Source organism: Streptomyces pseudoechinosporeus, from assembly GCF_054783935.1.
Genome location: NZ_BAAGPS010000004.1, coordinates 213,109 through 237,050, shown reverse-complemented (window position 1 = coordinate 237,050; position 23,942 = coordinate 213,109). Strand labels below are relative to the sequence as shown.

22 protein-coding genes, 1 tRNA gene and 3 pseudogenes are annotated in these 23,942 nt (G+C 69.4%); 12 read left to right on the top strand and 14 right to left on the bottom strand.

The window, feature by feature from the left end; all coding sequences use genetic code 11:
* Positions 1-9 precede the first annotated feature (9 nt).
* The 4 genes from ACYVO6_RS05680 to ACYVO6_RS05665 form a co-directional block, all read right to left on the bottom strand.
* Positions 10-684, bottom strand: a complete 675-nt coding sequence (locus ACYVO6_RS05680) for an ABC transporter permease (RefSeq protein WP_461057879.1) — start codon at positions 682-684, stop codon at positions 10-12.
* Positions 681-1,424, bottom strand: a complete 744-nt coding sequence (locus ACYVO6_RS05675; RefSeq protein ID WP_461057877.1) for an ABC transporter permease — start codon at positions 1,422-1,424, stop codon at positions 681-683. The genes ACYVO6_RS05680 and ACYVO6_RS05675 overlap by 4 nt, the downstream gene beginning before the upstream one ends.
* On the bottom strand, positions 1,421-2,590 hold the full coding sequence (locus ACYVO6_RS05670; RefSeq protein WP_461057875.1) for an ABC transporter ATP-binding protein: 1,170 nt from the start codon (positions 2,588-2,590) through the stop codon (positions 1,421-1,423). The genes ACYVO6_RS05675 and ACYVO6_RS05670 overlap by 4 nt, the downstream gene beginning before the upstream one ends.
* Positions 2,591-2,719: 129 nt before the next feature.
* Positions 2,720-2,986 (bottom strand): hypothetical protein, encoded by a 267-nt coding sequence (locus tag ACYVO6_RS05665; RefSeq protein ID WP_461057873.1) that lies wholly within the window; start codon positions 2,984-2,986, stop codon positions 2,720-2,722.
* A 199-nt stretch (positions 2,987-3,185) separates the two neighbouring features.
* On the opposite strand from ACYVO6_RS05665, the gene ACYVO6_RS05660 reads away from it, so the two are divergent.
* The 3 genes from ACYVO6_RS05660 to ACYVO6_RS05650 all read left to right on the top strand — a co-directional run bounded on the left by ACYVO6_RS05660 (position 3,186) and on the right by ACYVO6_RS05650 (position 5,382).
* Complete coding sequence (locus ACYVO6_RS05660) at positions 3,186-3,590, top strand: VOC family protein (RefSeq protein ID WP_461057871.1); 405 nt, start codon at positions 3,186-3,188, stop codon at positions 3,588-3,590.
* Positions 3,591-3,732: 142 nt separating this feature from the next.
* Positions 3,733-4,716, top strand: coding sequence for a S1C family serine protease (locus ACYVO6_RS05655; RefSeq protein WP_461057869.1), 984 nt, complete (start codon positions 3,733-3,735; stop codon positions 4,714-4,716).
* Positions 4,717-4,839: 123 nt separating this feature from the next.
* Positions 4,840-5,382: an AMIN-like domain-containing (lipo)protein gene (locus tag ACYVO6_RS05650; RefSeq protein WP_461057867.1), complete on the top strand. Its 543-nt coding sequence runs from the start codon at positions 4,840-4,842 to the stop codon at positions 5,380-5,382.
* Positions 5,383-5,446: 64 nt separating this feature from the next.
* Here the strand turns inward: ACYVO6_RS05650 and ACYVO6_RS05645 are convergent, their stop codons facing one another.
* The 4 genes from ACYVO6_RS05645 to ACYVO6_RS05630 all read right to left on the bottom strand — a co-directional run bounded on the left by ACYVO6_RS05645 (position 5,447) and on the right by ACYVO6_RS05630 (position 11,306).
* Positions 5,447-6,853, bottom strand: coding sequence for a TQXA domain-containing protein (locus tag ACYVO6_RS05645; protein WP_461057865.1), 1,407 nt, complete (start codon positions 6,851-6,853; stop codon positions 5,447-5,449).
* Positions 6,854-7,107: 254 nt separating this feature from the next.
* Entirely contained in the window at positions 7,108-7,578 is a 471-nt protein-coding gene (locus ACYVO6_RS05640; RefSeq protein WP_461057863.1) for a single-stranded DNA-binding protein, read from the bottom strand.
* Between the two features lie 156 nt (positions 7,579-7,734).
* Positions 7,735-9,486, bottom strand: coding sequence for a YfjP family GTPase (locus tag ACYVO6_RS05635; RefSeq protein ID WP_461058225.1), 1,752 nt, complete (start codon positions 9,484-9,486; stop codon positions 7,735-7,737).
* 212 nt (positions 9,487-9,698) lie between these two features.
* Positions 9,699-11,306, bottom strand: coding sequence for a dynamin family protein (locus ACYVO6_RS05630; protein WP_461057861.1), 1,608 nt, complete (start codon positions 11,304-11,306; stop codon positions 9,699-9,701).
* Positions 11,307-11,617: 311 nt separating this feature from the next.
* On the opposite strand from ACYVO6_RS05630, the gene ACYVO6_RS05625 reads away from it, so the two are divergent.
* Positions 11,618-11,690 (top strand) — tRNA-Arg (locus ACYVO6_RS05625).
* Between the two features lie 212 nt (positions 11,691-11,902).
* Positions 11,903-12,430 (top strand): hypothetical protein, encoded by a 528-nt coding sequence (locus ACYVO6_RS05620; RefSeq protein WP_461057859.1) that lies wholly within the window; start codon positions 11,903-11,905, stop codon positions 12,428-12,430.
* Positions 12,431-12,508: 78 nt separating this feature from the next.
* Here ACYVO6_RS05620 and ACYVO6_RS05615 read toward each other — a convergent pair.
* Positions 12,509-12,820: pseudogene (locus ACYVO6_RS05615) on the bottom strand (recombinase family protein); the annotation flags it as partial.
* 194 nt (positions 12,821-13,014) lie between these two features.
* Between ACYVO6_RS05615 and ACYVO6_RS05610 the strand changes: the two are divergent.
* Positions 13,015-13,725 (top strand): hypothetical protein, encoded by a 711-nt coding sequence (locus ACYVO6_RS05610; protein WP_461057857.1) that lies wholly within the window; start codon positions 13,015-13,017, stop codon positions 13,723-13,725.
* A 75-nt stretch (positions 13,726-13,800) separates the two neighbouring features.
* Here the strand turns inward: ACYVO6_RS05610 and ACYVO6_RS05605 are convergent, their stop codons facing one another.
* On the bottom strand, positions 13,801-14,472 hold the full coding sequence (locus ACYVO6_RS05605; protein WP_461057855.1) for a hypothetical protein: 672 nt from the start codon (positions 14,470-14,472) through the stop codon (positions 13,801-13,803).
* 223 nt (positions 14,473-14,695) lie between these two features.
* On the opposite strand from ACYVO6_RS05605, the pseudogene ACYVO6_RS05600 reads away from it, so the two are divergent.
* Positions 14,696-15,052, top strand: a pseudogene (locus ACYVO6_RS05600) (carboxymuconolactone decarboxylase family protein); the annotation flags it as partial.
* On the opposite strand, the gene ACYVO6_RS05595 reads toward ACYVO6_RS05600, so the two are convergent.
* Positions 15,023-16,177 (bottom strand): ISL3 family transposase, encoded by a 1,155-nt coding sequence (locus ACYVO6_RS05595; RefSeq protein WP_461057853.1) that lies wholly within the window; start codon positions 16,175-16,177, stop codon positions 15,023-15,025. The pseudogene ACYVO6_RS05600 and the gene ACYVO6_RS05595 sit on opposite strands and share 30 nt — an antisense overlap.
* Before the next feature lie 360 nt (positions 16,178-16,537).
* Here ACYVO6_RS05595 and ACYVO6_RS05590 point away from each other — a divergent pair, with 360 nt between their 5' ends.
* From ACYVO6_RS05590 to ACYVO6_RS05580, 3 genes are all read left to right on the top strand, one after another.
* Positions 16,538-17,104, top strand: a complete 567-nt coding sequence (locus tag ACYVO6_RS05590; protein WP_461057851.1) for a dihydrofolate reductase family protein — start codon at positions 16,538-16,540, stop codon at positions 17,102-17,104.
* 178 nt (positions 17,105-17,282) lie between these two features.
* Positions 17,283-18,620, top strand: a complete 1,338-nt coding sequence (locus ACYVO6_RS05585; RefSeq protein ID WP_461057849.1) for an ISL3 family transposase — start codon at positions 17,283-17,285, stop codon at positions 18,618-18,620.
* A gap of 290 nt (positions 18,621-18,910) precedes the next feature.
* Entirely contained in the window at positions 18,911-19,603 is a 693-nt protein-coding gene (locus ACYVO6_RS05580; protein WP_461058223.1) for a DUF4328 domain-containing protein, read from the top strand.
* On the opposite strand, the gene ACYVO6_RS05575 is transcribed toward ACYVO6_RS05580, so the two are convergent.
* Entirely contained in the window at positions 19,600-21,027 is a 1,428-nt protein-coding gene (locus ACYVO6_RS05575; RefSeq protein WP_461057847.1) for a coniferyl aldehyde dehydrogenase, read from the bottom strand. The genes ACYVO6_RS05580 and ACYVO6_RS05575 overlap by 4 nt on opposite strands.
* Before the next feature lie 48 nt (positions 21,028-21,075).
* On the bottom strand, positions 21,076-21,864 hold the full coding sequence (locus ACYVO6_RS05570; RefSeq protein WP_461057845.1) for an SDR family NAD(P)-dependent oxidoreductase: 789 nt from the start codon (positions 21,862-21,864) through the stop codon (positions 21,076-21,078).
* Between the two features lie 72 nt (positions 21,865-21,936).
* On the opposite strand from ACYVO6_RS05570, the gene ACYVO6_RS05565 reads away from it, so the two are divergent.
* Entirely contained in the window at positions 21,937-22,551 is a 615-nt protein-coding gene (locus tag ACYVO6_RS05565; RefSeq protein WP_461057843.1) for a TetR/AcrR family transcriptional regulator, read from the top strand.
* Positions 22,548-23,351, top strand: coding sequence for a maleylpyruvate isomerase N-terminal domain-containing protein (locus ACYVO6_RS05560; protein WP_461057841.1), 804 nt, complete (start codon positions 22,548-22,550; stop codon positions 23,349-23,351). The genes ACYVO6_RS05565 and ACYVO6_RS05560 overlap by 4 nt, the downstream gene beginning before the upstream one ends.
* A 38-nt stretch (positions 23,352-23,389) precedes the next feature.
* Here ACYVO6_RS05560 and ACYVO6_RS05555 read toward each other — a convergent pair.
* Positions 23,390-23,824: pseudogene (locus ACYVO6_RS05555) on the bottom strand (Tn3 family transposase); the annotation flags it as partial.
* Between the last annotated feature and the right edge of the window lie 118 nt (positions 23,825-23,942).

Here is a 23,942-nt window from a genome sequence, read left to right as displayed (position 1 = left end):
CCGCGGGGGTCAGGCCGCTCCGTGCCTGCGCACCCCGGGGGACACCGCCGTCCGGCCCACGGCCCAGAACACCACGAGGACGAACAGAGCGAGGACGGCGGTGAGGGTGGCCCCACCGACCACCTTCTCGTAGTCCCGCTGGTAAAGGCCGTCCACGATGTACCGGCCGACGCCGCCCAGCGAGACGTACGCCGCGATCGTCGCCGTGGAGACGATCTGGATCGCCGCCGAGCGCAGCCCGCTGAGGATCAGCGGCAGCGCGGCCGGCACCTCCACCTGGAACAGAATCCCCGCCTGTGACATGCCCATTCCGCGGGCGGCGTCGACGGGCGAGGGGTCCACGGTGCGCACCGCCTCGTAGGTGGTGATGAGGATCGGCGGGATCGCCAGCACCACCAGCGGGATCATCACGGGCAGCACGCTCAGCCCGAGCCAGACGAACATCAGCACCAGCAGCCCGAACGTCGGCAGGGCGCGGGCCGCCGCCGCCACGAACGCCATCGCATTGCCGCCGCGGCCGGTGTGCCCGGTGACCAGACCGATCGGCAGGCCGATGGCCGCGGCGATCGCGAGCGCCGCGGCGGAGTACTGAAGGTGCTCCCACACACGCTGCGGGATCCCGTCGTAGCCGCTCCAGCGGGCGCTGTCGCTGAAGAAGGACTCGATGAAGTTCAGTACGTTCACGAGACGCGCTCCGGTGCGCGGGCGGCGCCCGCTGTTGTGGACGTGTCCGGCACTGTGGGTCCCGCGGCGGTACGCAGGGCCGTGCGCCTGGCCTTGCTGTCGGACGGCGGCAGCCAGGGGGTGAGGAGCCGGCGCGCGAGGACGAGCAGGGCGTCGACGAGTACGGCGAGTACGGCGGTGGTGAGCACCGAGTTCAGGGCAAGGGCGGGGCGCTGGTAGAGCAGCGCGGTGGTCAGCAGATTACCCAGCGCGCCCTGGTTGCCGATCAGCGCACCGACGCTGACGAGGCTGATGCTGGAGGCGGTGGCCACCCGCAGTCCGGCGATGATCGCGGGTACGGCGATGGGCAGTTGGACCTGGAGATAGCGGCGTACGAGGCCGATGCCCATCGCCTGGGCGGCGGCGTTCGTCTCCTCGGGAACCGACCGGATGCCGTCGACGACCGACGGGACGAGGACGACCAGGCTGTACAGGCACAGCGGGATCATCACCGTGAGCTTGCTCAGCCCGGTGTAGTCGATGAGCACCACGAAGAAGGCCAGCGACGGGATCGCGTAGATCACCGTGGTGGTCCACAGCACCGGTGGGTAGAGCCAGCGGACGCGAACGCACAGCAGGCCGATCGGCAGCGACAGCAGGAAGCCGACGAGCACCGGGATCAGAGCCTCTTGCAGGTGCGTGGAGATGAGACCGAGATAGCTGCTCTGGAGGTCGCTCGGGATGTCGAAGAAGCCGTTCATCGCGTGGCCTTCACCGGGGGCGGGTCCTGCGGGGAGTCAGTGCCCTGCCCGGAGCCGGCGGCGTGCTGCTGCCGGGCGGCGCGGATCGCCGCGGCGATCGTCTCCTGACCGGCGATCCCCAGCACCCGACCCGACGCGTCCACGGCGACCGCGTGACCGGTGGGCGAAAGGACCGCCCGGTCCAGGGCGATCCGCAGGGAGTCCCGGCCGATCTGGAAGCTCTGCCCGTACGGCGTCAGGGTCGCGGCGTCGCCGTCCCATGCCGTGGGGTCGGTCCAGCCGAGGGGTCGGCCGTCGGCGTCGGTGACCAGAACCGGCTGGGCATCGGTGTGTTGAGAGCCGGTGGCCTCGGCGATCCGCTGCCGGTCCGTGCCGATCGGGAAGACCCGGGAGCGGTCGAGTTCGAGATCGCGCGTGGACAGGAACGACAGTCCACGGATGCCCCGGTCGCCGCCCAGGAACTCCTCCACGAACTCGTCGGCGGGCGACGACAACAGCTCGTCCGGCGCCGCGAACTGGGCGAGCTGGCCACCGGTGCGTAGCACGGCGATACGGTCGCCGATCGTGATGGCCTCGTCCATGTCGTGCGTGACGAACACGATCGCCTTGCCGAGCTCGCCCTGAATGCGCAGCAACTCCTCCTGCAGACCCCGGCGGACAACCGGGTCGACCGCCGAGAACGGCTCGTCCATCAGCAGGATCGGCGGGTCCGCGGCCAGCGCGCGGGCCACGCCGACCCGCTGCTGCTGGCCGCCGGAGAGCTGGTACGGGTAGCGGCGGGCCATCTCCCGGTCCAGGCCGACCCGTTCCATCAGCTCGGAAGCCCGGGCCCGGGCGCGCTGCTTGGACCAGCCCAGCAGCCGCGGCACCGTGGCGATGTTGTCGAGGACGGTGCGGTGCTGGAAGAGGCCGGCGTTCTGGATGACGTAACCCATGGAACGGCGCAGGGCGTTGACCGGCTGACGCTGGACGTCCTCGCCATTGACCCGGATCGTGCCGCTGCTGGGCTCGACCATGCGGTTGATCATGCGCAACGTGGTGGTCTTGCCGCACCCCGAAGGCCCGACCAGCACGGTGATGGAGTGGTTCGGAATCTGCAGGGACAGGCGATCGACGGCCACCGTGCCGTCGGCATATCGCTTGCTGACATCTTCGATGGCTATCAAGCGTCGAAACCCTTCGGGAACGGCATGACCCGTACGTGGCGCGATCACGTGCACGAGGGCACGAGGCCCCGAAGTCTAGCCAGTCGGTGGCTGTCTGCGATCGGGCCGGGGCCTGTTGGTGCCACTCTGCTACCCGGGTGTGATCACCACGGTTACCGTGCGGTTTCGTGCGGCGCTGTCGTACGGGGCGTCCTGCTGGTCCGCGCTGGTGGTGGTGAACGCGGTGAGGGATTTGCCGCTGGCGATGCTGAGTTCGCGGGCGGCCACAAGGGCGCGCCACAGGATGTCCGGCTCGTGGTTCGGCGCGACGCGGCCGACCGTGTACTGGTCGCCCTCCAGTACGTATACGCGCGCCTTCCCCCCAGGAGAGGTCACCTTCAGCTTCGCCGGTCGCATGCCACGCTCACCTCCGCCCTCTCCTGCGGCTTTCGCGCCTGCCTCCCCGAGTCTGCGGACGGCGTAAGCGGCTGGCCATGGAAGGGAGTTGGAATCCGGATGGACACAGGACGGTTCTACCGCCGTGGCCCCGGGACCCCTCCCGGAGCGGCAGGCTGGGGGCGCCCCTGGTCACGTTCGAGATCTCCAAGGAGCCGATATGCCCGACGAATCCGCCGTACGCGAACTCCGCCTGGTGGTCACGGCAGCCGACTACGACGCGGCGCTGCACTTCTACCGCGACGTCCTCGGCCTGACCGAGCGCGGAGCGTTTTCCTCCCCCGGCGGACGGGTCACCATCCTCGACGCCGGCCGGGCCACGCTGGAGCTGACGGACCCGAACCACGCCGCCTTCATCGACGAGGTCGAGGTCGGGCAGCGGGTCGCCGGCCACATCCGGGTCGCCTTCCAGGTCGACGACTCCGCCGCCACCACCGCGCAGCTGGCCGCCGCCGGAGCCCAGGTACTCGCCGAGCCGACGCGCACCCCCTGGAACTCACTGAACTCCCGGCTCGAGGCCCCGGGTGCCCTCCAGCTGACCCTCTTCACCGAGCTCGACGATTAGGCGGTGGGGCGGTGGGCGTTCTCGGGCTCACGCCACCAGTCACACCGCCGTCCGCTCCGCCCACAGCGAAGTCCGACCCACCAAGCGGCGCAAGGTTGTAATCATGTAATTCAAACCTTGGGCAAGCCGAAAGGGTCGACTCGTGGCCGAGACAGTCTCCGAGCCCGACCGCTCCCGCAAGGAGCAGGCCGCGCTCGACTCGTACTCCCAGATCGTCGTCTCGGTCGCCACCGAGCTCACTCCGAAGGTGGCGGCCCTGAACGTCGCGCACCGGCGCTACAGAGGGCGATTCGTGATGGGCACCGGCTCCGCGGTGGTGTTCACGGACGACGGTTTCCTGCTCACCAACGCCCATGTCGTCGGGCACTCCGACGCCGGTACGGCCTCCTTCGCCGACGGTACGACCACCCCCTTCCATGTCATCGGCGCCGACCCGCTGTCCGACCTCGCAGTGGTCCGCGCCGACGGGCCGACCCCGCCGCCGGCCCGCCTCGGCGAGGCCAACGCACTGCGCGTGGGCCAGCTGGTGGTCGCGGTCGGCAACCCGCTCGGGCTGGCCGGCAGCGTCACCGCGGGCGTCGTCAGCGCCCTGGGACGGTCGCTGCCGGCGAGCACCGGCTCCGCGACCCGCGTCATCGACGATGTCGTCCAGACCGATGCCGCCCTCTACCCCGGTAGCTCGGGCGGGGCCCTCGCCACCGCCGACGGCAAGGTCGTCGGCATCAACACCGCCATCGCCGAGATCGGCCTCGGCCTCGCGATCCCGGTCAACGACACCAGCCGGCGGATCGTCGCCGCCCTGCTCGCCGACGGTCGAGTCCGCCGCGCCTACCTCGGCCTCGCCGGCACGCCCGCACCGCTGCCGCCGCAGCTTCGGGCACGGCTGGACCAGCGCACCGGCCTGCGCATCGTCGAGGTCGTACCCGCCTCGCCCGCCGCCCGCGCCGGGCTGCGCGCCGGTGACCTGCTGCTCACCGCCCACGACGAGCCGGTCACCAGCGCGCAGACCCTGCAACGGCTGATGCTCGAGGACGCCATCGGACGGCCACTCGCCCTGACCGCGCTACGCGGCGACGCCCTCGTGGACGTCATCGCCACACCGGCGGAGCTGGCCGCGGACGACTGATACGCCCCCTGATACGCCCGGAAAATCCGGCGAACAGCATCACAAGTGACGCAACCGTATGACTCGGTCAGATGTCACACATAATGAAATCGCTGCCCCTCACCAGGAGAAATCGGGGGCGTCATGCAACACCATCCACGCCGCGCGGCCATCGTCGCAGGCATCCTTCTCACCGCCGCGGTCGGCACCACGATTCCCGCCTCCGCCTCGGCCTCCGCCCCTGCCTCCGCTTCCGCACAGGCCGAGGCATCCCGGCAGCCCCCCGCAACCGCACTCGTCGTCAACGCCCGCTGGGGCGGGCACTGTTCGTACGACCGGATCGTCATCGACGTCCGGGGCACCATGCCCCCGGTCACCGTGAAACCGGTCAGGGAACTGCGCTACGACGGCACCGGAGCGAAGGTCCCGCTCGCCGGGAAGTACTTCCTGGAGATCAAGCTCTTCCCCGCTGCCGCGCACAACGAGGCGGGCCGGTCGGTCTACCAGGGGCCCAGGCTGCTGAAGATCCACCTGCCCAAACTCAAGGGCCTCGCGCTGACCGGTGACTTCGAGGGCACGGTCACGTTCGGAGCCGCCTTCCACACCAGGCCCACGTACAAGACCCTCAAGCTGCACTCCCCAGAGCGCTTCGTCCTCGACATCAGCCACACCAACCAGTGCGCCTGACGCGCTCGGTCACTCGCTGTGCAGTTCTCAAGGTGCGGTCGTCCGGCGTTCAGTTCCGCGTCATTCAGTCCCGCGCCGGCGCCTTCTTCTTGTGGACGAGGAGCAGCGCGGTGCCGCCGATCACAAGCAGGGCGATCCCGATTTCGGCTATCACCGGGGTGGCGCTGGAGCTGCCGGTCTCGGCGAGGTCGGTGCCTCCGGTGGAGGTGCCGCCGACGGTGGCCGGGCTCGGTTCGCTCAGCGTCTGCGTGGTCTCACCGCCCGCACTGCTCTGCGTCTGGCAGTCGAGGACGCCCTTGAACCGCTTCTCGTAGCCGTTCGGCCCTCTGATCGTGAAGTCGTACGCCTGGTCCTCCTGGAGCGGCATCGTCACGGTCTGCGAGGTGCCCGCCTCGATGGTGTGCTCGGCCCCCATCAGCTCGAAGGTGAACGGCTCGTCCCCCGCGTTGGCCGCCGTGATGTCCACGGCTCCCTTCGCGCAGTTCTTCTCGGCCGACAGCGCGGGTATAGCGCCCTTCTCGGCCCAGTTCGCGGTCGCCGTCGCGGAGACCGTCGACTCGCTGGAGCCCGCGAGGATCTGCGTCTGGCTTCTGTTCTCGGAGGCGAAGGCCCGGCCGACCGGCACCGTGGTCGAGGCCTGCACCGTCAGCGCGGCCGAGCCGTCCGCGGCGTCCTCGGGCACGTCGAAGAACAGCCGACTGCCGTCGACCGCGGAGGTGATGGCCCGGCCGTCCTTGTCGACGACCTTCACCCCGCTCGTCGCGTCGGCGGGCGGCGTCACCCGCACGCTGTCCGCGTTGGTGTGGACTGTGACGGGGCCGAGCAGCTCACCGGCGCGCCCGGAGACCGCCGGCGGCCCCAGGGTCAGTGAGGCCTCGGGCTCCGCGATGTTCCGCGCGCTCTTGTGCAGGTAGTCGGCGAGCTTTTCCGCCTTCGGGTTCACCGCGTCCACGTCGGCACCGTCCGAGTACCGCCAGATCGCCACCTGCGTCCCGGCCGCCGCGTCCTCCTCGGTGAGACCACTCGCGCCGGCCCGCTCGGCCAGTGCCGAGAGGTCGTTCACCTGCGGGTAGGAGTTCTGCAGGATCCAACGGATCTTGCCCGCGTCCGGGTTGCCGCTCAGCGACGTACCGCTCCAGGGCGTCTCCTGGTACTTGGCGGCCATCTGCGTCGGGTGGTCGATGTCCACGCAGTAGGTCTGCAGGGTGCCGCCGTTGTCGACGGACATCTCGAACAGCCCCGCAGGCACCTGCCTGTCCTCGCCGTTGTCGTGGATGACGGCGAGCCCGGACGTCTTCAGGCCACCGATGGTGGCGGTCGCGCCGCCCTGGCTCTGCGGGATCTCGTCGGCGGCGGCCGAACCCGCGGTGGCCATCGCGCTCACCACGACGAGCCCGGACACCAGCGTCGTCGCCACGAGGCGGCCAGCACCTCGCCCGCGTACGGACAACGCAGAGAACGAAGAAAGCACAGAATTCCCCTTCGAGCAGGACCCGTTGACGTGGGGGTTGCGGTCCCACCAGCAGAATCAGTAGCCCCGAGAGCTATGCCCGGCATCCTAGGTACGAGGCGCACCACGCTCCCCAGGCATCCCATCGGATAACCGATCCGACTCGGAATTGTTATCGCCAAGATCGCATCCGAGCTGGGCTTGTCGACAAATCCATGCGGAACTGTTCGGGACGTATTCGCTGATAAGCCGCACTTCGACCGGCTCACCTGACGTCATGTCACCAATGCTGGCTCGCCCTGCTGTTGGGCAGCCACGGTCGGCTGACCCTCCGGCTCCGTTTCCCAGCTTGGCTCCGGCCGGGACGGCGCGGCCGGAGCCAACTCCCCCTTGTTCGCCCGCCGGAACGCCGAGCTGCCGCGCGACAGATCGTGGCCGACCGAGGTCGCCTCGATGTCGGCGTACGTCCATGTCTTGCCGTCGCGTTGATCGGTGCGGACCTTCAACCTGCCCTGGACGAGCACCGGATCGCCCAGCGTCACGGACGCCTGCACATTGGTCGCGAGTGCCCGCTTGGCCCATACCGTGAAGAAATTGGTGTGCCCGTCCGTCCACGCGTTCTTCTCGCGGTCCCAGTACCGCTGTGTCACCGCCAGCCGGAACCTCGCCGACGCTCCCGCCGCCGTCTCCCGGTACACCGGCCGCGTAGCGACGTTCCCCACCGCACACACCGTCATCTCGTTCATGGCCGAAGCCCTCCCATGTCCACACGCGCACGGGCTCGTCCCGTACGGCTGCGTCTGTCGCGACGATCGCGCTGTGATCGCCGCCGTCTCAGACTGCCTCCGCCGGCCCGAGCCCGCTGAGCGCTGTGGGCTACCGCCCGGTTGTGGACAACCCCGTCACCCGATCGAGGCTCCGACCCCCGTGACCCGCACGTACTGCTCCCGTACCTCCCGATACCGCAGCAACTCCGCCGCCACCGGATCCAGCACCCGCGCCCGACCGCACGCCGCGGCCGCCTCCCGCAATCGCCGTTCCGCCTCCTGCCCGTACCGTCGCGCCGGCCCGCGTACCGCCAGCTTGCAGGCCCACTCGATGCCCGGCCCGCCGACAATGCCGATCACCATCAGCAGCACCGGAACCCCGAGATTCGGTGACATGAAGCCGATGACCTGCCCCAACAGCCAGAGTCCGCCGATGACTTGGAGGATGGTCATGGACGCCTGCGCCAGCACCGCCACCGGCCACCAGCCGGGCCGCGGCGGTCGCCCGGCCGGAGTCCCGGCCCGTACCGCCAGCTCGTCCAGCGCCTCGGGCAGCCCCTGCGATCCCCGTACGGCCGCCTCGCGCACCGCCTGCGCCCAGGGCCCTGGCAGTCCGCCGGACGCCTGCTCGGCCACCGTACGCACCGCCTGCTCCACGCGCTGACGCGCCGTGGCCTTCTCCTCGACGTACGTCCGCACGGCCCGGCGCCCGGTCGCCGGTTCACGCAGGTCCTGGTACCAGCGCCACAGCCGCAGCCAGGGCGTACCGCAGGCGCGGTTGGCGTGGCGGCACCAGGCACGCTCGGCGGCCTCTCCGGCGGCCGTGGCACCCACCGCGTCCGCGAGCCGGTCGGCGAACTCGTCGTGCGCCTCCTCGCTGAGCCCGGCCCACTGCCCGTTCGCGTAGACGGGCCACAGCCGCGCCGCCGCCGAGTCCAGGTCGGCGGAGATCCGGCGTGCCGCGGCGCTCTGTTCTGCCACGAAGTAGCCGAGCGCCTCGCGCAGTTCGCCGATGCCCTTCCCGGTGAGGGCGGACACCGCGAGCACGCTCGCGCCCGGTTCGCCGTATTCGCCGAGCGCGATCCCGCCCTCGTCGAGCAGTCGCCTGAGGTCGTCGAGGACCAGGTCGGCGGCCTCTCCGGGCAGTCGGTCGATCTGATTGAGCACGACGAAGGTGACCTCCGCGTATCCCGCCATGGGCCGCAGATAGCGCTCGTGCAGCACGGCGTCGGCGTACTTCTCCGGGTCGACGACCCAGATGACGGCGTCGACGAGCCTCAGGATGCGGTCCACTTGCTCGCGGTGCTGGACGACCGCGGAGTCGTGGTCGGGCAGATCGACGAGGACGAGCCCGCGCAGCTGCGCCTCGACCTCCGGGCTCTGCAACGGGCGCCGTCGCAGGCGTCCCGGGATGCCGAGCCGGTCGATGAGCGTCGCGGCGCCGTCGCTCCAGCTGCACGCGATGGGCACGGCGGTGGTCGGCCTGCGTACTCCGGTCTCCGAAATGGCCACTCCGGCGAGCGCGTTGAAGAGCTGCGACTTGCCGCTGCCGGTGGCTCCGGCGATGGCGACGACGGTGTGCTGTCCGGAGAGTCTGCGTCGCGCCGCCGCCGCGTCGAGGACCCGCCCCGCCTCGGCGAGTGTCTTGCTGTCGAGCCGGGTCCGGGACAGGCCCACCAGTTCGCGCAGTGCGTCGAGACGCGACCGTAGCGTCCTGTCGTACACCAGAGGAGCCACGGGCGGCGACCAGGGCTCCCCCACCGGCTCCCGTACGGCCTGTCCCTCGTCCGTCGCGGACACGCGCCGTGCGATCAGCCCGTCGTCCCAGAAACCTTCGGATTCCGTGTCTGTGTCCATGTCCGTGTCCGTGGAATCCGCGGACTCCATGGAGTTCATCGACTCCATGGGCTCCCAGGGCTCCGTGGAAGCGGTCTCCTCGCCACCCTCCACGCGCGCGTGCCCGTCGAAATCACCTGTCACCCGAGCGTCCTCCTGTACGGAATCGTCCTCCACGCGCGCGTGCTCACCGTCCCCGGGCCCCTCGTCGTCTCCGGTGTGGTCGGAGTGATCCCTGTGATCCGTGGCGGCGGCCACCGCGGTCACCTCTCCTTCTGCAGTACGGACAGCGCGGCGATGAGTTCGGCCTGGGATTCCGGGCGGATGCCGAGGGCGTCGAGCGGGGCGAGCCGCCGCTTTCGTTCGGCGCGCAGCGTCTTGTCGACGTACTCCGTGAGCAGTCGCCCGCCCCGGTCGCGCAGCCGCAGAGCGCCGTGCGCGCTGATCCGCTCGGCGAGGCGCTCGCCCGCGGACCGCGCCCGTCGGCCGCCCAGGAGCGAGGTGGCGACCAGCGCGGCCACCACCTCGGCGTCGGGCGCGATGCTCTTGTCGAGGTGGCGTACCTCCTTCTCGGCGTACTCCTCGATGACCCGCCGCCAGCGCCGTACGGCCAGCCCGATCCGGTGCTCGGCGTCTTCTGGGCCCGGATCACGGTTCGTCAGGCCGGGGGCGCCCGCGGCGGGTTCGCGGCGCCAGGCCTCGTCGACGCGTTCATCGGCGGCGGCGACGGCGCACAGCAGCAGCGCGACCAGGCTCTCGACGAGCGCGTCGAGCAGCTCACCTGCGGTGCAGTCCAGTGGATAGCTGCGCCACCGCTTCAACGCGTCCCCGGCGAGCACAGCTCCGGCCTGCAAACGAGCCCGCACGCGCGCGTGCTCGCGCTCGTATGCCCCGTCGACGGCCGCGGTGAGACGCAGCGCGGCGGCGTGCTGCGCGGCCGAGGCACCGGCCAGTTCGGGCATCCGCGTATTCAGCGTGTCGAGCACCCCGTACGCCGTACGCGCCATCATCTGATGCCGGGCCTCGGGATCCTGCACCTGATGCGTGAGCCAGGTCCGCAGCGGCGCCACGGCGGTGGCCGGAAGTAGTCCCCCACCCCAGGCGGATTCGGGCAACTCGGGCACGGTGAAGCGGGGTACGTCGCCGAGTCCCGCCTTGGTGAGCAGGGCGCCGTACTGCCGCGACACCTCGGTGACCACTTGGTGCGGCACGCGGTCCAGGACGGTGACGAGGGTGGCGTCATGCTCCTTGGCGGTACGCAGCAGATGCCAGGGCAAGGCGTCGGCGTACCGCGCGGCCGTGGTGACCATGATCCATACATCGGCGGCACAGATCAGTTCGGCGGCGAGGACGCGGTTGTCGACCACCAGGGAGTCGACGTCGGGCGCGTCGAGGAGTGCGAGCCCGCGCGGGAGGGTGTCAGCGGTTTCGATACGCAGCACGCGCGCGCGGTGCCCGCCCGGCTGCAACAGGTCGGCCCTGGTTCCCGATTGTGGCCTCCATACGCGCGTGAGGTTGGGCAGTACGCGCATCCCGCTGAACCAGTGGTGGTCCTCCGGGTGGCACACCAGAGCCGGAGCGCGCGTCGTGGGCCGCAGCACTCCCGCCTCACTGACGCGGCGCCCCACAAGGGAGTTGACGAGTGTCGACTTTCCGGCTCCGGTGGATCCCCCCACGACGGCGAGCAACGGCGCTTCGGGGTCCCGCAACCTGGGCACCAAATAGTCGTCGAGCTGTGCGAGCAGTTCATCGCGGTTGACGCGCGCGCGTGGGGCCCCCGCCAGGGGCAGCGGGAAGCGTGCGGCGGCGACACGGTCGCGCAGGGCGGAGAGTGCGTCGAGCAACTGAGGCCGTACGTCCAAGGTCACCACATGCGAAGAATGCCCAATTTTGGAGGCTTTCTGAAGCATATAACTACATCTGCGCGCCGATCGGACACACGGGGCGGAAGGGACGACTGGGGCGCAGGCATAACGAGTGCACAACACCAGGGGCGCGAGACGCCAAAAGCGATGCATGAATCGCACCTGCCTGCGATTATCAGGACCGCTTCACCGAACCTCCACATTGAGCCACGGAGGCGAAGCACCGGGGACCAGGGCAAGGGAGCCCTATCCTTGTCCCCGGCAAGGTCACGGATCCGCCCACACCCGGGCATCAGTGCCACCGGCCACCACACCTGGCCCCCGTAGCTCAGTGGATAGAGCAGGCGCCTTCTAAGCGCTTGGCCGCAGGTTCGAGTCCTGCCGGGGGCGCCTACAGCATCTGTACGCCGAACTGAGGGCCGCGGACCCTGCGACCTGGCAATGGTAGGCATGGCGTCGTGCATCCTTTCCGCTGTATAGGCGATGTCGGGCAGCATCTCGGCTGGCAACGTGATGCTGATCGTCGCCTCGGCCGGGTCGTAGTGCAGGCGGATAGTGAGCTGGATGACCTCGAACAGCCGCCTGAGTAGCTGCTCGGGGGCGTGCACGAGGTTGAGCGCCAGGTAGGGCAGGCCGTCGAGCAGGTCCGCATCCTCCGGGGTCGGACGGGCGGGTTCGGCGGCGTCGGCCGCGTCCAACTCTGCGAGAGTGGCCTCACGCTCGGCCTCCAGTCGGTTGTAGCTCTCGCGCAGGCCCTTGGTGAAGGGGTCTCCGGGATCGCCGGTCTCGGCTTGGCGCAGGATGTTCTCCTGGCGATGCGAGAGTCCGTCGAGAGTGCGCTGAAGCCGGTCTCGCTCGGTCTGCCGCTGTCTCGCTGCCCGGTCATCGACGGACGCGAGTTCCGCCGCGAGCAACTCTCGGCGCTCGGGGCCGAACACCCGGTTCGAGAGGAAGGCCGAGATCGCTTCGAGAATGGCGTCCTCGCGCAGATAGACGGTCTTGGGGTGGCCGGCGTAGGCGTCGGGGCGGCCGCGGTTGTTGGCCTGCGGCTGACAGCTGTAGTAAGTGATGCCGTCGCGGTGTTTACCGAACATCCGCCGGTTGCAGGCGTGCAGCAGCATCCCTCGTAGGACATAGGTGCGGCGGGTCTGCGGATGGGCGTTCGAGGCATGGCCATCCCGGGAGCCTCGCTTGGCCTGCCGCCGCTCGGCGAGCTCGTCGTGCATCCACTTCGGGATCAGCGGCTCGTGCACCGGTTCGGGGGACCACACCCACAGCGCAGGGTCGTTGTGGGCGCCGCTCCGGCTTCGGCGAGCGCGCCGGTTGAAGACCTGGTAGCCCGTGTACTTGGGGTTGCGCAGGACTTCGCACACCGCCGACTTACTCCAGGCGCCGCGTGCTTTGGCGGCGCCTCCGGGTGGGAGGGGCGGTGGGTACTTGTCCGGGTCTGCGTTGAGGCGGTCGACGATGGGTGCGGCTCGTTTCGAGTGACGTCGCCGATCAGGCCCCGAGACTGTCATTTCCCTGTTCAGACCGAGATACGGCCGTTCCCGTTCGCGTGCGGCATGGAAGCGCCTGTACTCCTGACCCTTGGCGATCATCGAGCGGAGGGTGAGGACGGCCTCGGTGCCGTCCAGCCGCAGGCGGCAGACAATGCTGAAGACCAACGTCTGGCTCGGGACCGGTCCCGAGCCAGCCCCCCTACACTGCGCCGGTGATTCGACGGTACTTCAAGGACCTCAGCCGCTTCGAAGTGGTACTCGTGATGGTCGTTGTGTGCTTGGCGGTAGTGGGAATTGGGAGAGCGGTCTGGCCGGTCTCCGACGGGGCCGGTAGCCCGGCTCCCAGCGCCACGGCAACGGTCAAGAAACTGCCGGTCGTGGTCGATTCGGAAGAGCCGGCGCTCGTTGACATCGACTCCGAACGTTCGGAAATGGGCCTGCCGCCTGCGTCCGGTGACGCCCCGCTCACCGAGAGGGTGCTGGACGAGATTCAGGAGAAAACTCTCGTCATGGCGGGAATCCGTGCCAAGGTCAGTGCTGGATGTGAAGGCGGTCAGGTCACACCGAAGGCTGGGCACAAAACGCTGTGCACTGTCACCTACCAGGGTGTGAAGCTGACGTGGGATGTGTGGGTCGGAAACGTCACCGGCAGTGGGATTGTCCAGCTCATCAGGTACAACGTCTATCCTCCTGACTCGGGCGTGCTGCTGGCCAAGGCGGTCTATGGCCGGTTCTGGGACGAGCACCACAAGAGTGCGAAGGAACTGCGCTGCGACCGGATCCCGCCCCTCAAGACGGTCACGCTCGGCGACGACACCGGGTACGAGTGCCAGTACCTGGATGCGGATGGTGGTTCGCCCCGCTGGGTGGGGGAAAAGGTCTTCCTCGAGACGGTTGGTCCTGTTTTCGGAGAGATCGAGTAGTGAGACGCCCTCGGCGCCTGATGGGCGACGTCACTCGAGACGAGCCGCACCCAGCTCCGACTGCAGCCCTTGCCGTCAGCGCTGGCGGAGTTCCTCGCGCCAGTCCCGGAGCTGGTCCTCGAGGACCGGGTTGTCGTCGCGGGCCACGGTCTGGAGCAGCTGGGCGCACACGGTCGCTTCGGCGGCAAGGCCGGCCGGGCTGCCCAGCACCGGGAAGACGGTGCGGACGCGGGCGGCGGTGTCCGACTGGAGCAGCGAGTAGGCGTAGAGCGTGGCGGCGTCGAACCCCTCCGGCGCGCGACCCCATCCCTCCCAGTCCAGAAGCCGCAGGGGCGACGCGGTGAGGTTCGCCCAGTGCAGGCCGGCGTGGGCGGTCGTCCAGCAGATGGCGGCGGGTGCCGGGATGCCTACGAACTGCGGGATCGCCCGGTCCATGTACTGCTGTCGTACGGCGACGCGGTCGGTGTCGACGGCCGGCACCTTCTCCAGCGTCCCGGCGAGGTCCTCCCACCAGGGGCCCGGCAGCTGGAGGTCGTGCTGGAGGACCGGGGCGTCGGAGAGGACCGGCTGGTCGACGCGGGCTGACAGCTCCGCCCGGTAGACGGTGCCGTCGTCGACGGCGTCGTGGACAGCCAGGAGGGCGGGCCGGCGTCCGTCGAGGTCCCCGAAGATGTGCTGGGCGTCGAGGGCGCCGTCCCACAGCTTCCCGCAGCCTTGTCCTCCGGTGAGGACACGAGCCGCAGCCACGCCGGTTGCCCGGTGGCGGTGCGGGCCGGGACACCCAAAGTGCGCCCGGCCCAATCCCAGAACTCCCCGCCCGGCTCGACTCGTGGCCTCGGACGCGGGACAAGTGACCGATCAGGGGGCGTGCCCGCGGCGACGAAGTCGGTGACGCGTGGCCTGAAGTCCTTCAGCGACATGGCTTGTCGTCGGCGTTTTTGCCGGACTGCCCTTGGCGTAGCGTGGCCGCGTGTCAGAGCCGCCGCTGTCGCCCGCCGCGCCCCGCATTCCTCCGCAGCCCGCGGATGAATGGGCTGAATCCGTGCGGGAGACGTTGTCCGCCGACATCGGTTCACTAGGCCTCGGTGTGTCTTCGCTCGGTGAGGCACATGTGTTTACGACGCTTGCTCGTCATCCGGAGTTGTTCGCCGCCTGGCTTCCCTTCAGCAGCCAGTTGCTGCTTGCGGGCGACCTGCCCTTCGCTGAACGCGAGTTGGTGATCCTTCGAGTGGCGCGCAATTGCGAGTCGCCCTACGAGTGGGGCCAACACGTGAGGATCGCCGCGAAGGCCGGGCTGTCATCGGACGACATGGCGCGGGTCGCTGCGGGTCCCGACGCGCCGGGTTGGACGGAACGGCAGTCGTTGCTGCTGCGGGCCACAGACGAGTTGCACTCCGGCGCCCGGATCGGCCAGTCGACGTGGGAAGGGCTGGCCCGGCACCTGACGGAGCGCCAGTTGATCGAGCTGCCGATGCTGGTGGGCCACTACCATCTGCTGGCCTTCACCCTGAACTCCCTGCAGGTGCTGCCGGAACCCGGATTGCCCCCCATGAGCTGACGGGATGTCTCGGGCAGCAGCCAGGTCCGCTTTTTCCGGACCCGGTTGTGCGCACTCGTCCTCAGACAACCCTCGTGAGCTGCTGGTACGGCGACCTTTCCCCCGGCATCCCCGCCCGACCAGCACGAGCGCAAACCGGGTCTTCGAAGTTATGCGGTGCGGAGGTGTCCGCGGGCTCGGCGGGTGGTGACGCAGCGTGCGCGGAGGCGCTGGTTGGTCGGGGTGCGGAAGCCGTAAGCGGAGCGGCCGACGAACTTGATCACGCGGTTGATCCCCTCGCTCTTGGCGTTGCTGATGCCGGTGTTCAGGAAGGCTTCGATCTCGGGCCACCAGCAGCGCCTGGCCGATCGGGCCCTGGTCCAGTAGCGGGTTCCACATCCGCTCGAACTCGGCGTCGGTGAGGTCTTCGCGGTTGCGCAGCAGCTTGCGCCGGGCCTTCCACTCCGGATCTCCGGCCCGGCCACGTCTGCCGCGGACGCTTCGGGTGAGACGGCGGCGCACCAGATTGAGCGTCTTGTTGGCGAGCTGAACGACATGGAAGTGATCAACTACGACGGTGGCGTGCGGCAGTCCGGTGCGGATCGCCGCCCGATACGACGGGGACATGTCGATGGCCACGAAACGAACCCCCTGGCGCCAGGCGAGCGGGGTGCCGGCCAGCCAGGCCAGCACATCACCGGTGGCCCGTCCTTCGATCTGGCCGAGCAGCCCACCGTGACCTGCGGCGTCGATAAATCCGGTGTGCCAGCGATCTGCTGCCGGAGACCACTTTCCTGTCTCCGGGTCCTTCTCCCAGCGGGCCTTGCCCCGCCGGGTCTCGTCGATGCCCAGCACCCCGATATCGGCAAGCGGCGCCTGAGTCACCGCCTCGGCGGCGCTGCGGAACGCGGCCATCACCTGTAGGGTCTCAGCGCGCGTGACATGTCGATCTTGTTTGACCGGCGGGTTCGTTGGTTGTCTCACGGAATATCACTTGGCTTGAGTCTCAGTTCCACGGCATTTCTTCAGATTTCGCGCTTTCTGCGTCGTAGCTTGTTCGGCGGCCTGGTTGCGGTTGAGGTGCCCAGGTCCGGTTCGCCGGCGGGCTGCTGCCGTGCAAGGGCGAGGTCGAGATCCGTCGGGTGCCCGAGCTGGCGAGTACGCCACACTGAGCCCTGACCACGAGGACTGCCTGTGAGCCCAGATCGCGCACCGATGAGTTTCCCGCACGGCGCCGGTCTATACGCCGGACACCCACGGACGGAAGGCTGGGCCATGCGGAAACTGATCTACGGCATGAACCTGACCCTGGACGGCTACATCGCCGCGGCCGGCGACGACATCGGCTGGAGCGGGCCGCCGAGCGACGAGCTGTTCCAGTGGTGGCTCGACCAGGAGCGGGCGAGCAGCCTGTCGCTGTACGGGCGCAAGCTGTGGGAGACGATGAGCTCCTACTGGCCGACCGGCGACCAGCAGCCCAACGCCACCCCGGCGGAGATCGAGTTCGCGCGGAACTGGCGGGACACGCCGAAGGTGGTGTTCTCCTCGACGATCGACAAGGTCGACTGGAACACCCGCCTGGTCACCGGCGACGCGGTCGCCGAGATCACCCGGCTCAAGGCAGAGGACGGCGGCCCGATGGGCATCGGCGGCGCGACGCTCGCCGGGGCGGCCATGCGGGCCGGGCTGATCGACGAGTACGCGATCGCCACCCATCCGGTTCTGGTGGGCGGCGGCACGCCCTTCTTCGCCGCGCTGGACAGCTGGGTGAACCTGGATCTGGTGGAGACGCGGACGTTCCCCGGCGGCGTGGTGCTGACCAGGTACGAGACGAGGCGCTGAGCGCTCGTCCGCCTTCGCCATTGGTAGCGAGTCGTCCCAGACTCGCTGCCAATGTGGTCTTCGAAGTTGAGCGGTTGGGCCCTGCTGGTGGTCACGCTCTGTTGATCGCAGGGGGGTGAGGTGCACCCGGGCGCTGGGGTGCCCGTGGCCTCGGTGATCATTTCTGTTGCTACGCAGGATGATCAGCGAGAGAGGCCACGGGCGTGGTCAACGATACGACCCGGCTGCTCGATCTCGACGGCCTGGCCGTGGTACGGGTCGAGCGGCTCGAAGACGGCACCCGCCGAGTACACCTGGCACCGACTTCGCGGGGGCGCGGGCCTGTCCGGAGTGCGGGGTGCTTGCCTGCCGGGTGCGGGGCAGCTCGACCACCCGGCCGCGGGATCTGCCGTACGGCGAGCATGGGCTTGAGCTGGTGTGGCACAAGCGCCGCTGGTGGTGCGACGAGAGCGGCTGCCCGCGGCGTTCGTTCACCGAGCAGGTGCCGCAGATACCGGCCCGCTGCCGGCTGACCGAGCGGTTACGGCAGGCGGCCGGTCGGGCGGTGCGTGATGCCGGGGTGACGGTGGTGCAGGCCGCGCGGGAGTGGAAAGTGTCCTGGCCGGTAGTGATGGAGGCTTTCCGTACCGCTGCCACTGCGGTGACCGAGGCGCCGCTGCCGGACATCGAGGTGCTGGGGATCGACGAGACCCGCCGGGGCAGGGCCCGCTGGGAGAAGGACCCGCAGACGGGGAAGTGGTCTGCGGCGGCCGATCGCTGGCACACCGGATTCGTCGACGCCGCAGGCTGCGGCGGTCTGCTGGGGCAGATCGAGGGACGGGCCGCCGGCGATGTGCTGGCCTGGCTGGCCGGCACCCCGCTCGCCTGGCGCCAGGCCATCCGATTCGTGGCCATCGACATGTCACCGTCCCACCGGGCCGCCGTGCGCACCGGCCTGCCGCACGCCACCGTGGTGGTCGATCATTTCCACGTGGTGCAGCTTGCGAACAAGATGCTCAGCCTCGTCCGCCGCCGTCTGACCCGCACACACCGCGGCCGGCGTGGCCGGACCACGGACCCGGAGTGGAAGGCCCGGCGCAAGCTGCTGCGCAACCGCGAGGATCTGACCGACGCTGAGTTCGAGCGGATGTGGAACCCGCTACTGGACCAGGGCCCGATCGGCCAGGCGCTGTTGGTGGCCTGGATCGCCAAGGAGAACCTGCGCACGCTCCTCGCCCTGGCCCGCACCTGCGCCGACCGACACCGCATCTCGCAGGCCAAGTACAAGTTCCTCGCCTGGTGCGCCGACGCCGACCTGCCCGAAGTCCGTCAACTCGCCCGCGTCATCGACCGCTGGTGGCCCGAGATCGAAGCCTTCCTCCACACCCGCATCAGCAACGCCAAGAGCGAGGGGATCAACCGCGTGATCAAGTTCGTCGGCCGCGCCGCCTATGGCTTCCGCAACACGACCAACCAGCGCCTCCGCGCACGCTGCGTCACCACCCGCCGAGCCCGCGGACACCTCCGCACCGCATAACTTCGAAGACCCGGAAAAGGCCGCGATACCCGAGATCGCCACCGACCGCTCCGGGTTGGCCACCGCCGTCAACCCCTCCACCCGTGTGGGCACACTCGCCCCGGCCCAACTCGGCGTCGCCTTCGAGGACTTGTTCGAGACGGGCGGGAAGAAGTCCGGGCCAAGCTGGCCTCCACGCAGGTCACCAAGGAGTCCGTCAAGTTCCACACGGATCGCAACAAGGGCAAGAACGCCGGCTTTGCCACCACCGCGTACTTCAGCGCCAAGCCGGCACACCCCAAGGTGTACGCATAGCAGAGAACGCCTCCGCCCCGCGCCCTCCGCGCGGGGCGGCCCGCTGTGCCGAGGCCGCCCTCGCCCTCGCGGGCGTGGCCTGGGCGGCGCGGGCCGTGTGGCAGATCCGCCTCGCCGCGACCGGTGAGCCGGCGTCCGGGCCGCCCGACCAGGGCAACGGCAATCACCGCACGCCGACCTCGCTGGAGGACGCGTACCACATCGTCAGCGCCGTGGGAGACATCGCCACCGGGCTCTGCGCGCTCGTCTTCCTGCTCTGGCTCGTGCGCGCCCGCGACAACGCCCGCGCCCTCTCGGGCGAGCGCCCGCGCTACTCCTGGCCCTGGATCTACCTGGGCTGGATCGTCCCCGTCGCGAACCTCTGGGTGCCCCGCGGCATCGTCGCCGACGTGCACCGCGCGAGCGCCCCGGGCGAGCCGCTGCCCCGCGCCCTGAACTGGTGGTGGGGCCTGTGGCTGACCGGGATGCTCAGCGGGGCGGGCCTTATGTACGCCGACTCCACGGACGAGGTCATCGCGCGTGCCTACACGGACATCTGGCAGCTGCTGCTCTCCGACGCGGCGGTTGTGGCCGCGGCCGTGGCGGGCGTCCTCGTGGTACGGGCCGTCACCGTGGCGCAGACCGGGCGTGCGGCCGACGCCGTACGCCACGACACCGCTCAGGCTTTGGCAGCGGAAGCCGCCGGTTAGCGGAGGAAGAAGTTGAGAAGAGCCTCGGCACGCTTGCCGAAGGGTGCATACAGGAGACGGGCGGCGTTCCAGCGGCCTTGCACGAAGATGCCCTTGGGGTGGCTGAGTGTCCGGAAACCCTCGATCCCCTGGTACTGGCCCATCCCGCTCGCGCCGACGCCGCCGAACGGAAGGTCGTCCTGCCCGACGTGCATGATGGTGCCGTTGACGGTGACGTTGCCGGAGGTCGTGCGGTCGAGGACCTTGCGCCGGTCCGTGTCGTCTTTGCCGAAGTAGTAGAGCGCGAGCGGTCGTGGCCGGGCGTTGACGTAGTCGATGGCATCGTCGATGTCGCGGTAGGGGAAGATCGGGAGGATGGGGCCGAAGATCTCCTCGTGGGCGATCCGCATCTCGTCGGTGACGCCGAGCACGACGGTCGGTGCGAGGGTGTGCGGGCGGTGGGCGGCCTCGCCCGGCCGGTGACCGACCTCGATGATCCGTGCGCCGTGGCTACGGGCGTCTTCGATCAGGTCGGTGAGGATCGCGTACTGCTTGTCGTTGATGATCGAGGTGTAGTCCTTGCTGGTCGGACCGTCGGGGTAGGCGGCCTTGGCCTGTCTGTCGTAGCTGTCGACGAAGGTGTCGATCTCGGATTCGTGCACCAGGGCGTAGTCGGGGGCTATGCAGGTCTGCCCGCCGCTGAGGAGTTTGCCGAAGACGATGTCGGACACGGTCCGGTCGGTTACGTGTCCCTTGGCGACGATGGTCGGGGACTTGCCGCCCAGCTCCAGCGTGACGGGGACGAGGTTCTCGCTCGCCGCCTTCATCACGGCTCGTCCGACCTTGGTGCTCCCGGTGAAGACGAGATGATCGAAGGGCAGGGAGGAGAACGCGCTGCCGTCGCCGCTGACGATCGTGACCTGCTCCTGGGGGAAGAGCTCGCTCAGCATCGACGCGAGCACGGCGTTCGTCGCCGGGGTGAACTTCGACGGCTTGAGCATCACGCGGTTGCCGGCGGCGATCGCGGTGACGACCGGCATCAGCGACAGGTTGACGGGATAGTTCCACGGTGAGATGACCCCGACCACTCCGAGCGGCTGGTACTCGATGCGGTTGGTGCCGAACCGCATGTGCCAGGCGGTGTGGCGGCCGGTCGGGCGCATGAATCGACGGAGATTGCGCTCCAGGTAGTCGATGCCCTGAACGACGCCGCCGAGCTCCATCATCGCGGTCTCGTGTCGCGAGCGATTTCCGAAGTCGGCGTTGATCGCCTCCTCGATGGCGCTCCGCCGGGCGATCAGTGCCGCCTTGAACCTGCTCAGATCGCTGCGCCGCGCCGCCAGTGAGGGCGCTCCGTCGCGGCGGTAGGCAGCGCGCTGGACAGCGAGGATGTGACCGAAGCGCTCCGCGTCCGTGGGCTGTGGGGTGACTTCTGTGATGGTCACGATGGTGGTCCTTTGCTGCTGGTGGGGACGACGGAGGAGCAGTGCCGGCTAGGGGCGGGCCATGCGGCCCATGAACCGGACGATCAGGCGGCGCGGCAGGACCTTGCTGGCGAGGGCGATCGGGCGGCCGTTGGTGATCACCGACGGGGGCGCGGAGCGGCGGTCGAGCGTGTCGAGGGCGGTCCTGACGACGTGGTCGGGGGTGACTCGCTTCGCGCCGTAGTCGGCCGTCTCGCTGCCGGCGGCGTCGTAGAACTCGGTCTTCGTGGCGCCGGGGCACACGGCCAGGACGCGCAGGCCGGTGCCACGGTTTTCTTCCCACAGCGATTCGGTGAAGCTGAGGACGAAGGCCTTGGTGGCGCCGTAGACGCTCAGGTACGGGGTCGGCTGGAAGCCCAGCAGGCTCGCGACGTTGATCAAGATGCCGGTGTCGGCGGAGTTCAGCGGGTCGATGTAGGCGCGGCTGAGGTCGACCAGCGCGCTGACGTTCAGCGCGATCATGCTCTGCAGGCGGTCCGGGTCCTCGTCGGTGAGGGCGTTGTGGGTGCCGAAGCCGGCGTTGTTGACCAGTCCGGTGGCGTAGATGCCACGGGATTCGAGTTCGGCGCGCAGCGTGCGGCCGGCGTCGGGCTGGCCGAGGTCGCGGGCGACGACGGTCACCGTGACGCCGTGGGCGCGGGTGAGCTCGTCGGCCAGGTCCTTGAGCCGGTCCGCGCGGCGGGCGACGAGTACGAGATCCGCGCCGCGACGGGCCAGTTGGCGTGCGAATTCCGCGCCGAGCCCGGAGCTCGCTCCGGTGACGATGACGGTCTGGCGGCGATAGTCGATTTTGCTCATGCCTGCACTCTACGCACATGCTTGCACTCAGTGCAAGTGATTGCATCTAGCGAAGAGATGTACCATCGGTGCATGGCCCAGAAACCGACACCTCTTCGGGAACAGACCCGCTCGATGGTTCGCGCGCTACTCGCCCGAACCGCCCTCGAACTGTTCGCCGCCAAGGGGTACGACGACACGACACTCGAGGAGATCGCCGCCGCAGCGGGTGTCTCCAAGCGGACCCTGTTCAACTACTTCCGCAACAAGGAGGACCTCGCGCTCAACGGCCTGTCTGAACAGGGGGAGTTGATAGCCGCGCGGCTCGCCGAGCGCCCGGCCGACGAAGACCCGTGGACGTCGCTGCGTGCGGCGTTCCAGGCGCTCGAGGAGATCGACCTCACGGCCGAGCGCCGGCTCGAGATGATCACGCTGCTGTTCGGCAATGAATCCCTGCGCGCCGGGCACGCCGAGAAGCAGGCCCGCTGGCAGGACCTGTTCGCACCGCTGATCGAGCCGCGACTGCCCGAGTCCGACCACCGCGCCCTGCAGGCGCGCGCGATCGCGGCCGCGGCGATCACCTGCCTCCAGGCAGCAACAGAAGAGTGGATGCGCTTGGGCGGACAGGCCGACACCTTCGACCTCTACGACACGGCCGTACAGGCCATCCGCCGCCCCGCCCCGCAACCAGAGAAGACCACGACATGAGCAAGCGCCTGCCCCCCGCCGACCTGCCCAACATGGCCGCCGCCCTGCGCGCCGAACGTACCGAGATGCTGAACTTCACCAGCAGCCTCACCGACGACGAATGGACCGCGCCCAGCGCCGCAGCCGGCTGGCGCATCGCCGACGTCGTCGCCCACATCGGCGCGACGGCGCGGGGCGCCTACACACCCGCCGGGCTGCGCACGAGCTTCGCCGCCAGCCTCGAACAGGCGAACGAAGACCCCGTCGACCGACGGCGAGACTGGAGCCGTGCCAAGGTAATGGCCGAGTACCAGCGCGCCAGCCGGCGAGCCACCACACTCCTCAACGTCGTCAGACGCACGCCCGCCGCCCGAGTGCGGGTACCGCTGGCCGATCTCGGTCGCCACCCCGTGGGTCTGATGATCGGCGGCGCACTCGTCTTCGACCACCACACGCACCTGCGCCACGACATGGCCCCAGCGCTCGGCCGGCCCGTGCCGTCCACCGATGCGGACAGGATGCGCGCGGTCCTGACGTGGATGATCGCCGTACTGAGCAATCAGGTCGCGCAGGCGCCGGTCGCCGGGCTCGACGCCCGCGTCGCACTGACTCTCACCGGCCCCGGCGGCGGGACCTGGTGGATCGACGAGGCAGGCGGCCTGGCTCCGTCCAACGGCGCGGTCGCCGCGCACGTCACCGCCCCCGCGCTGACCTTCCCCGACTGGGGCACGCAGCGGTCGTCCTGGCGCGACAACGACGTGACGATCACCGGCGACACCGAGCTCGCCGCCCGCTTCCTCGACGCCGTCAACGTCATCTGATCGGGGTCCGGGCCGGTGAGCGCGCCGTCCTTGCCGTAGTGCAGCACGGTGTTCGCGCTGTTCCGGTTCTCCACGACCTGGAGCCCGCCGTGGATCTCCCGGCGGAGGCCGGGGCGGCGAGGTAGTCGCAGGCGAAGACCGTACGTACGGCGCGGCCGAGTTTCTTCGAGCGCGGCGTAGGTGGGGTGCTTGGGCCCGCCGCGAGTGAAGCGCCGCAGGATCTGCTCGGCCTCCGCCGTCCCCAGGCGCAGGGCGGTGGCGTACTTGACCATCTGGTCGTACTGCCGCTCGATCAGGTCCCACTTGATGGCCCGGGTCAGCGAACCACCGAGCGCCGGCCAGCCGGGCGGGGTGTCGTCGAGCCGGTACAGGCGGATGCTGCCGATGTTCTTCAGCCGGGGCAGCAGGCGGAAGTTGAGCAGCTCGGTGAAGGCGAACCCGACGCACCCGAGGCACCGGGCCCGCGTCCGCATGAGGCAGCGGCAGCACGGGGATTGACGGTGAAACCGGTCGCCTCCTACGGTTTCCCCGGCAAGCCGAACACGGTTCGAAATGTCGAACTCTTGGTGTGCTGCGAGGAACAGCCCACTT

What these genes read in the sequence shown, in the direction of transcription:
- ACYVO6_RS05675 (WP_461057877.1), bottom strand. Translation starts at nt 1,424, where the DNA reads ATGAACGGCTTCTTCGACATCCCGAGCGACCTCCAGAGCAGCTATCTC.
- ACYVO6_RS05665 (WP_461057873.1), bottom strand. Translation starts at nt 2,986, where the DNA reads ATGCGACCGGCGAAGCTGAAGGTGACCTCTCCTGGGGGGAAGGCGCGC.
- ACYVO6_RS05660 (WP_461057871.1), top strand. Translation starts at nt 3,186, where the DNA reads ATGCCCGACGAATCCGCCGTACGCGAACTCCGCCTGGTGGTCACGGCA.
- ACYVO6_RS05650 (WP_461057867.1), top strand. Translation starts at nt 4,840, where the DNA reads ATGCAACACCATCCACGCCGCGCGGCCATCGTCGCAGGCATCCTTCTC.
- ACYVO6_RS05640 (WP_461057863.1), bottom strand. Translation starts at nt 7,578, where the DNA reads ATGAACGAGATGACGGTGTGTGCGGTGGGGAACGTCGCTACGCGGCCG.
- ACYVO6_RS05635 (WP_461058225.1), bottom strand. Translation starts at nt 9,486, where the DNA reads ATGGAGTCCGCGGATTCCACGGACACGGACATGGACACAGACACGGAA.
- ACYVO6_RS05595 (WP_461057853.1), bottom strand. Translation starts at nt 16,177, where the DNA reads ATGGCCGCGTTCCGCAGCGCCGCCGAGGCGGTGACTCAGGCGCCGCTT.
- ACYVO6_RS05590 (WP_461057851.1), top strand. Translation starts at nt 16,538, where the DNA reads ATGCGGAAACTGATCTACGGCATGAACCTGACCCTGGACGGCTACATC.
- ACYVO6_RS05585 (WP_461057849.1), top strand. Translation starts at nt 17,283, where the DNA reads ATGATCAGCGAGAGAGGCCACGGGCGTGGTCAACGATACGACCCGGCT.
- ACYVO6_RS05570 (WP_461057845.1), bottom strand. Translation starts at nt 21,864, where the DNA reads ATGAGCAAAATCGACTATCGCCGCCAGACCGTCATCGTCACCGGAGCG.
- ACYVO6_RS05565 (WP_461057843.1), top strand. Translation starts at nt 21,937, where the DNA reads ATGGCCCAGAAACCGACACCTCTTCGGGAACAGACCCGCTCGATGGTT.
- ACYVO6_RS05560 (WP_461057841.1), top strand. Translation starts at nt 22,548, where the DNA reads ATGAGCAAGCGCCTGCCCCCCGCCGACCTGCCCAACATGGCCGCCGCC.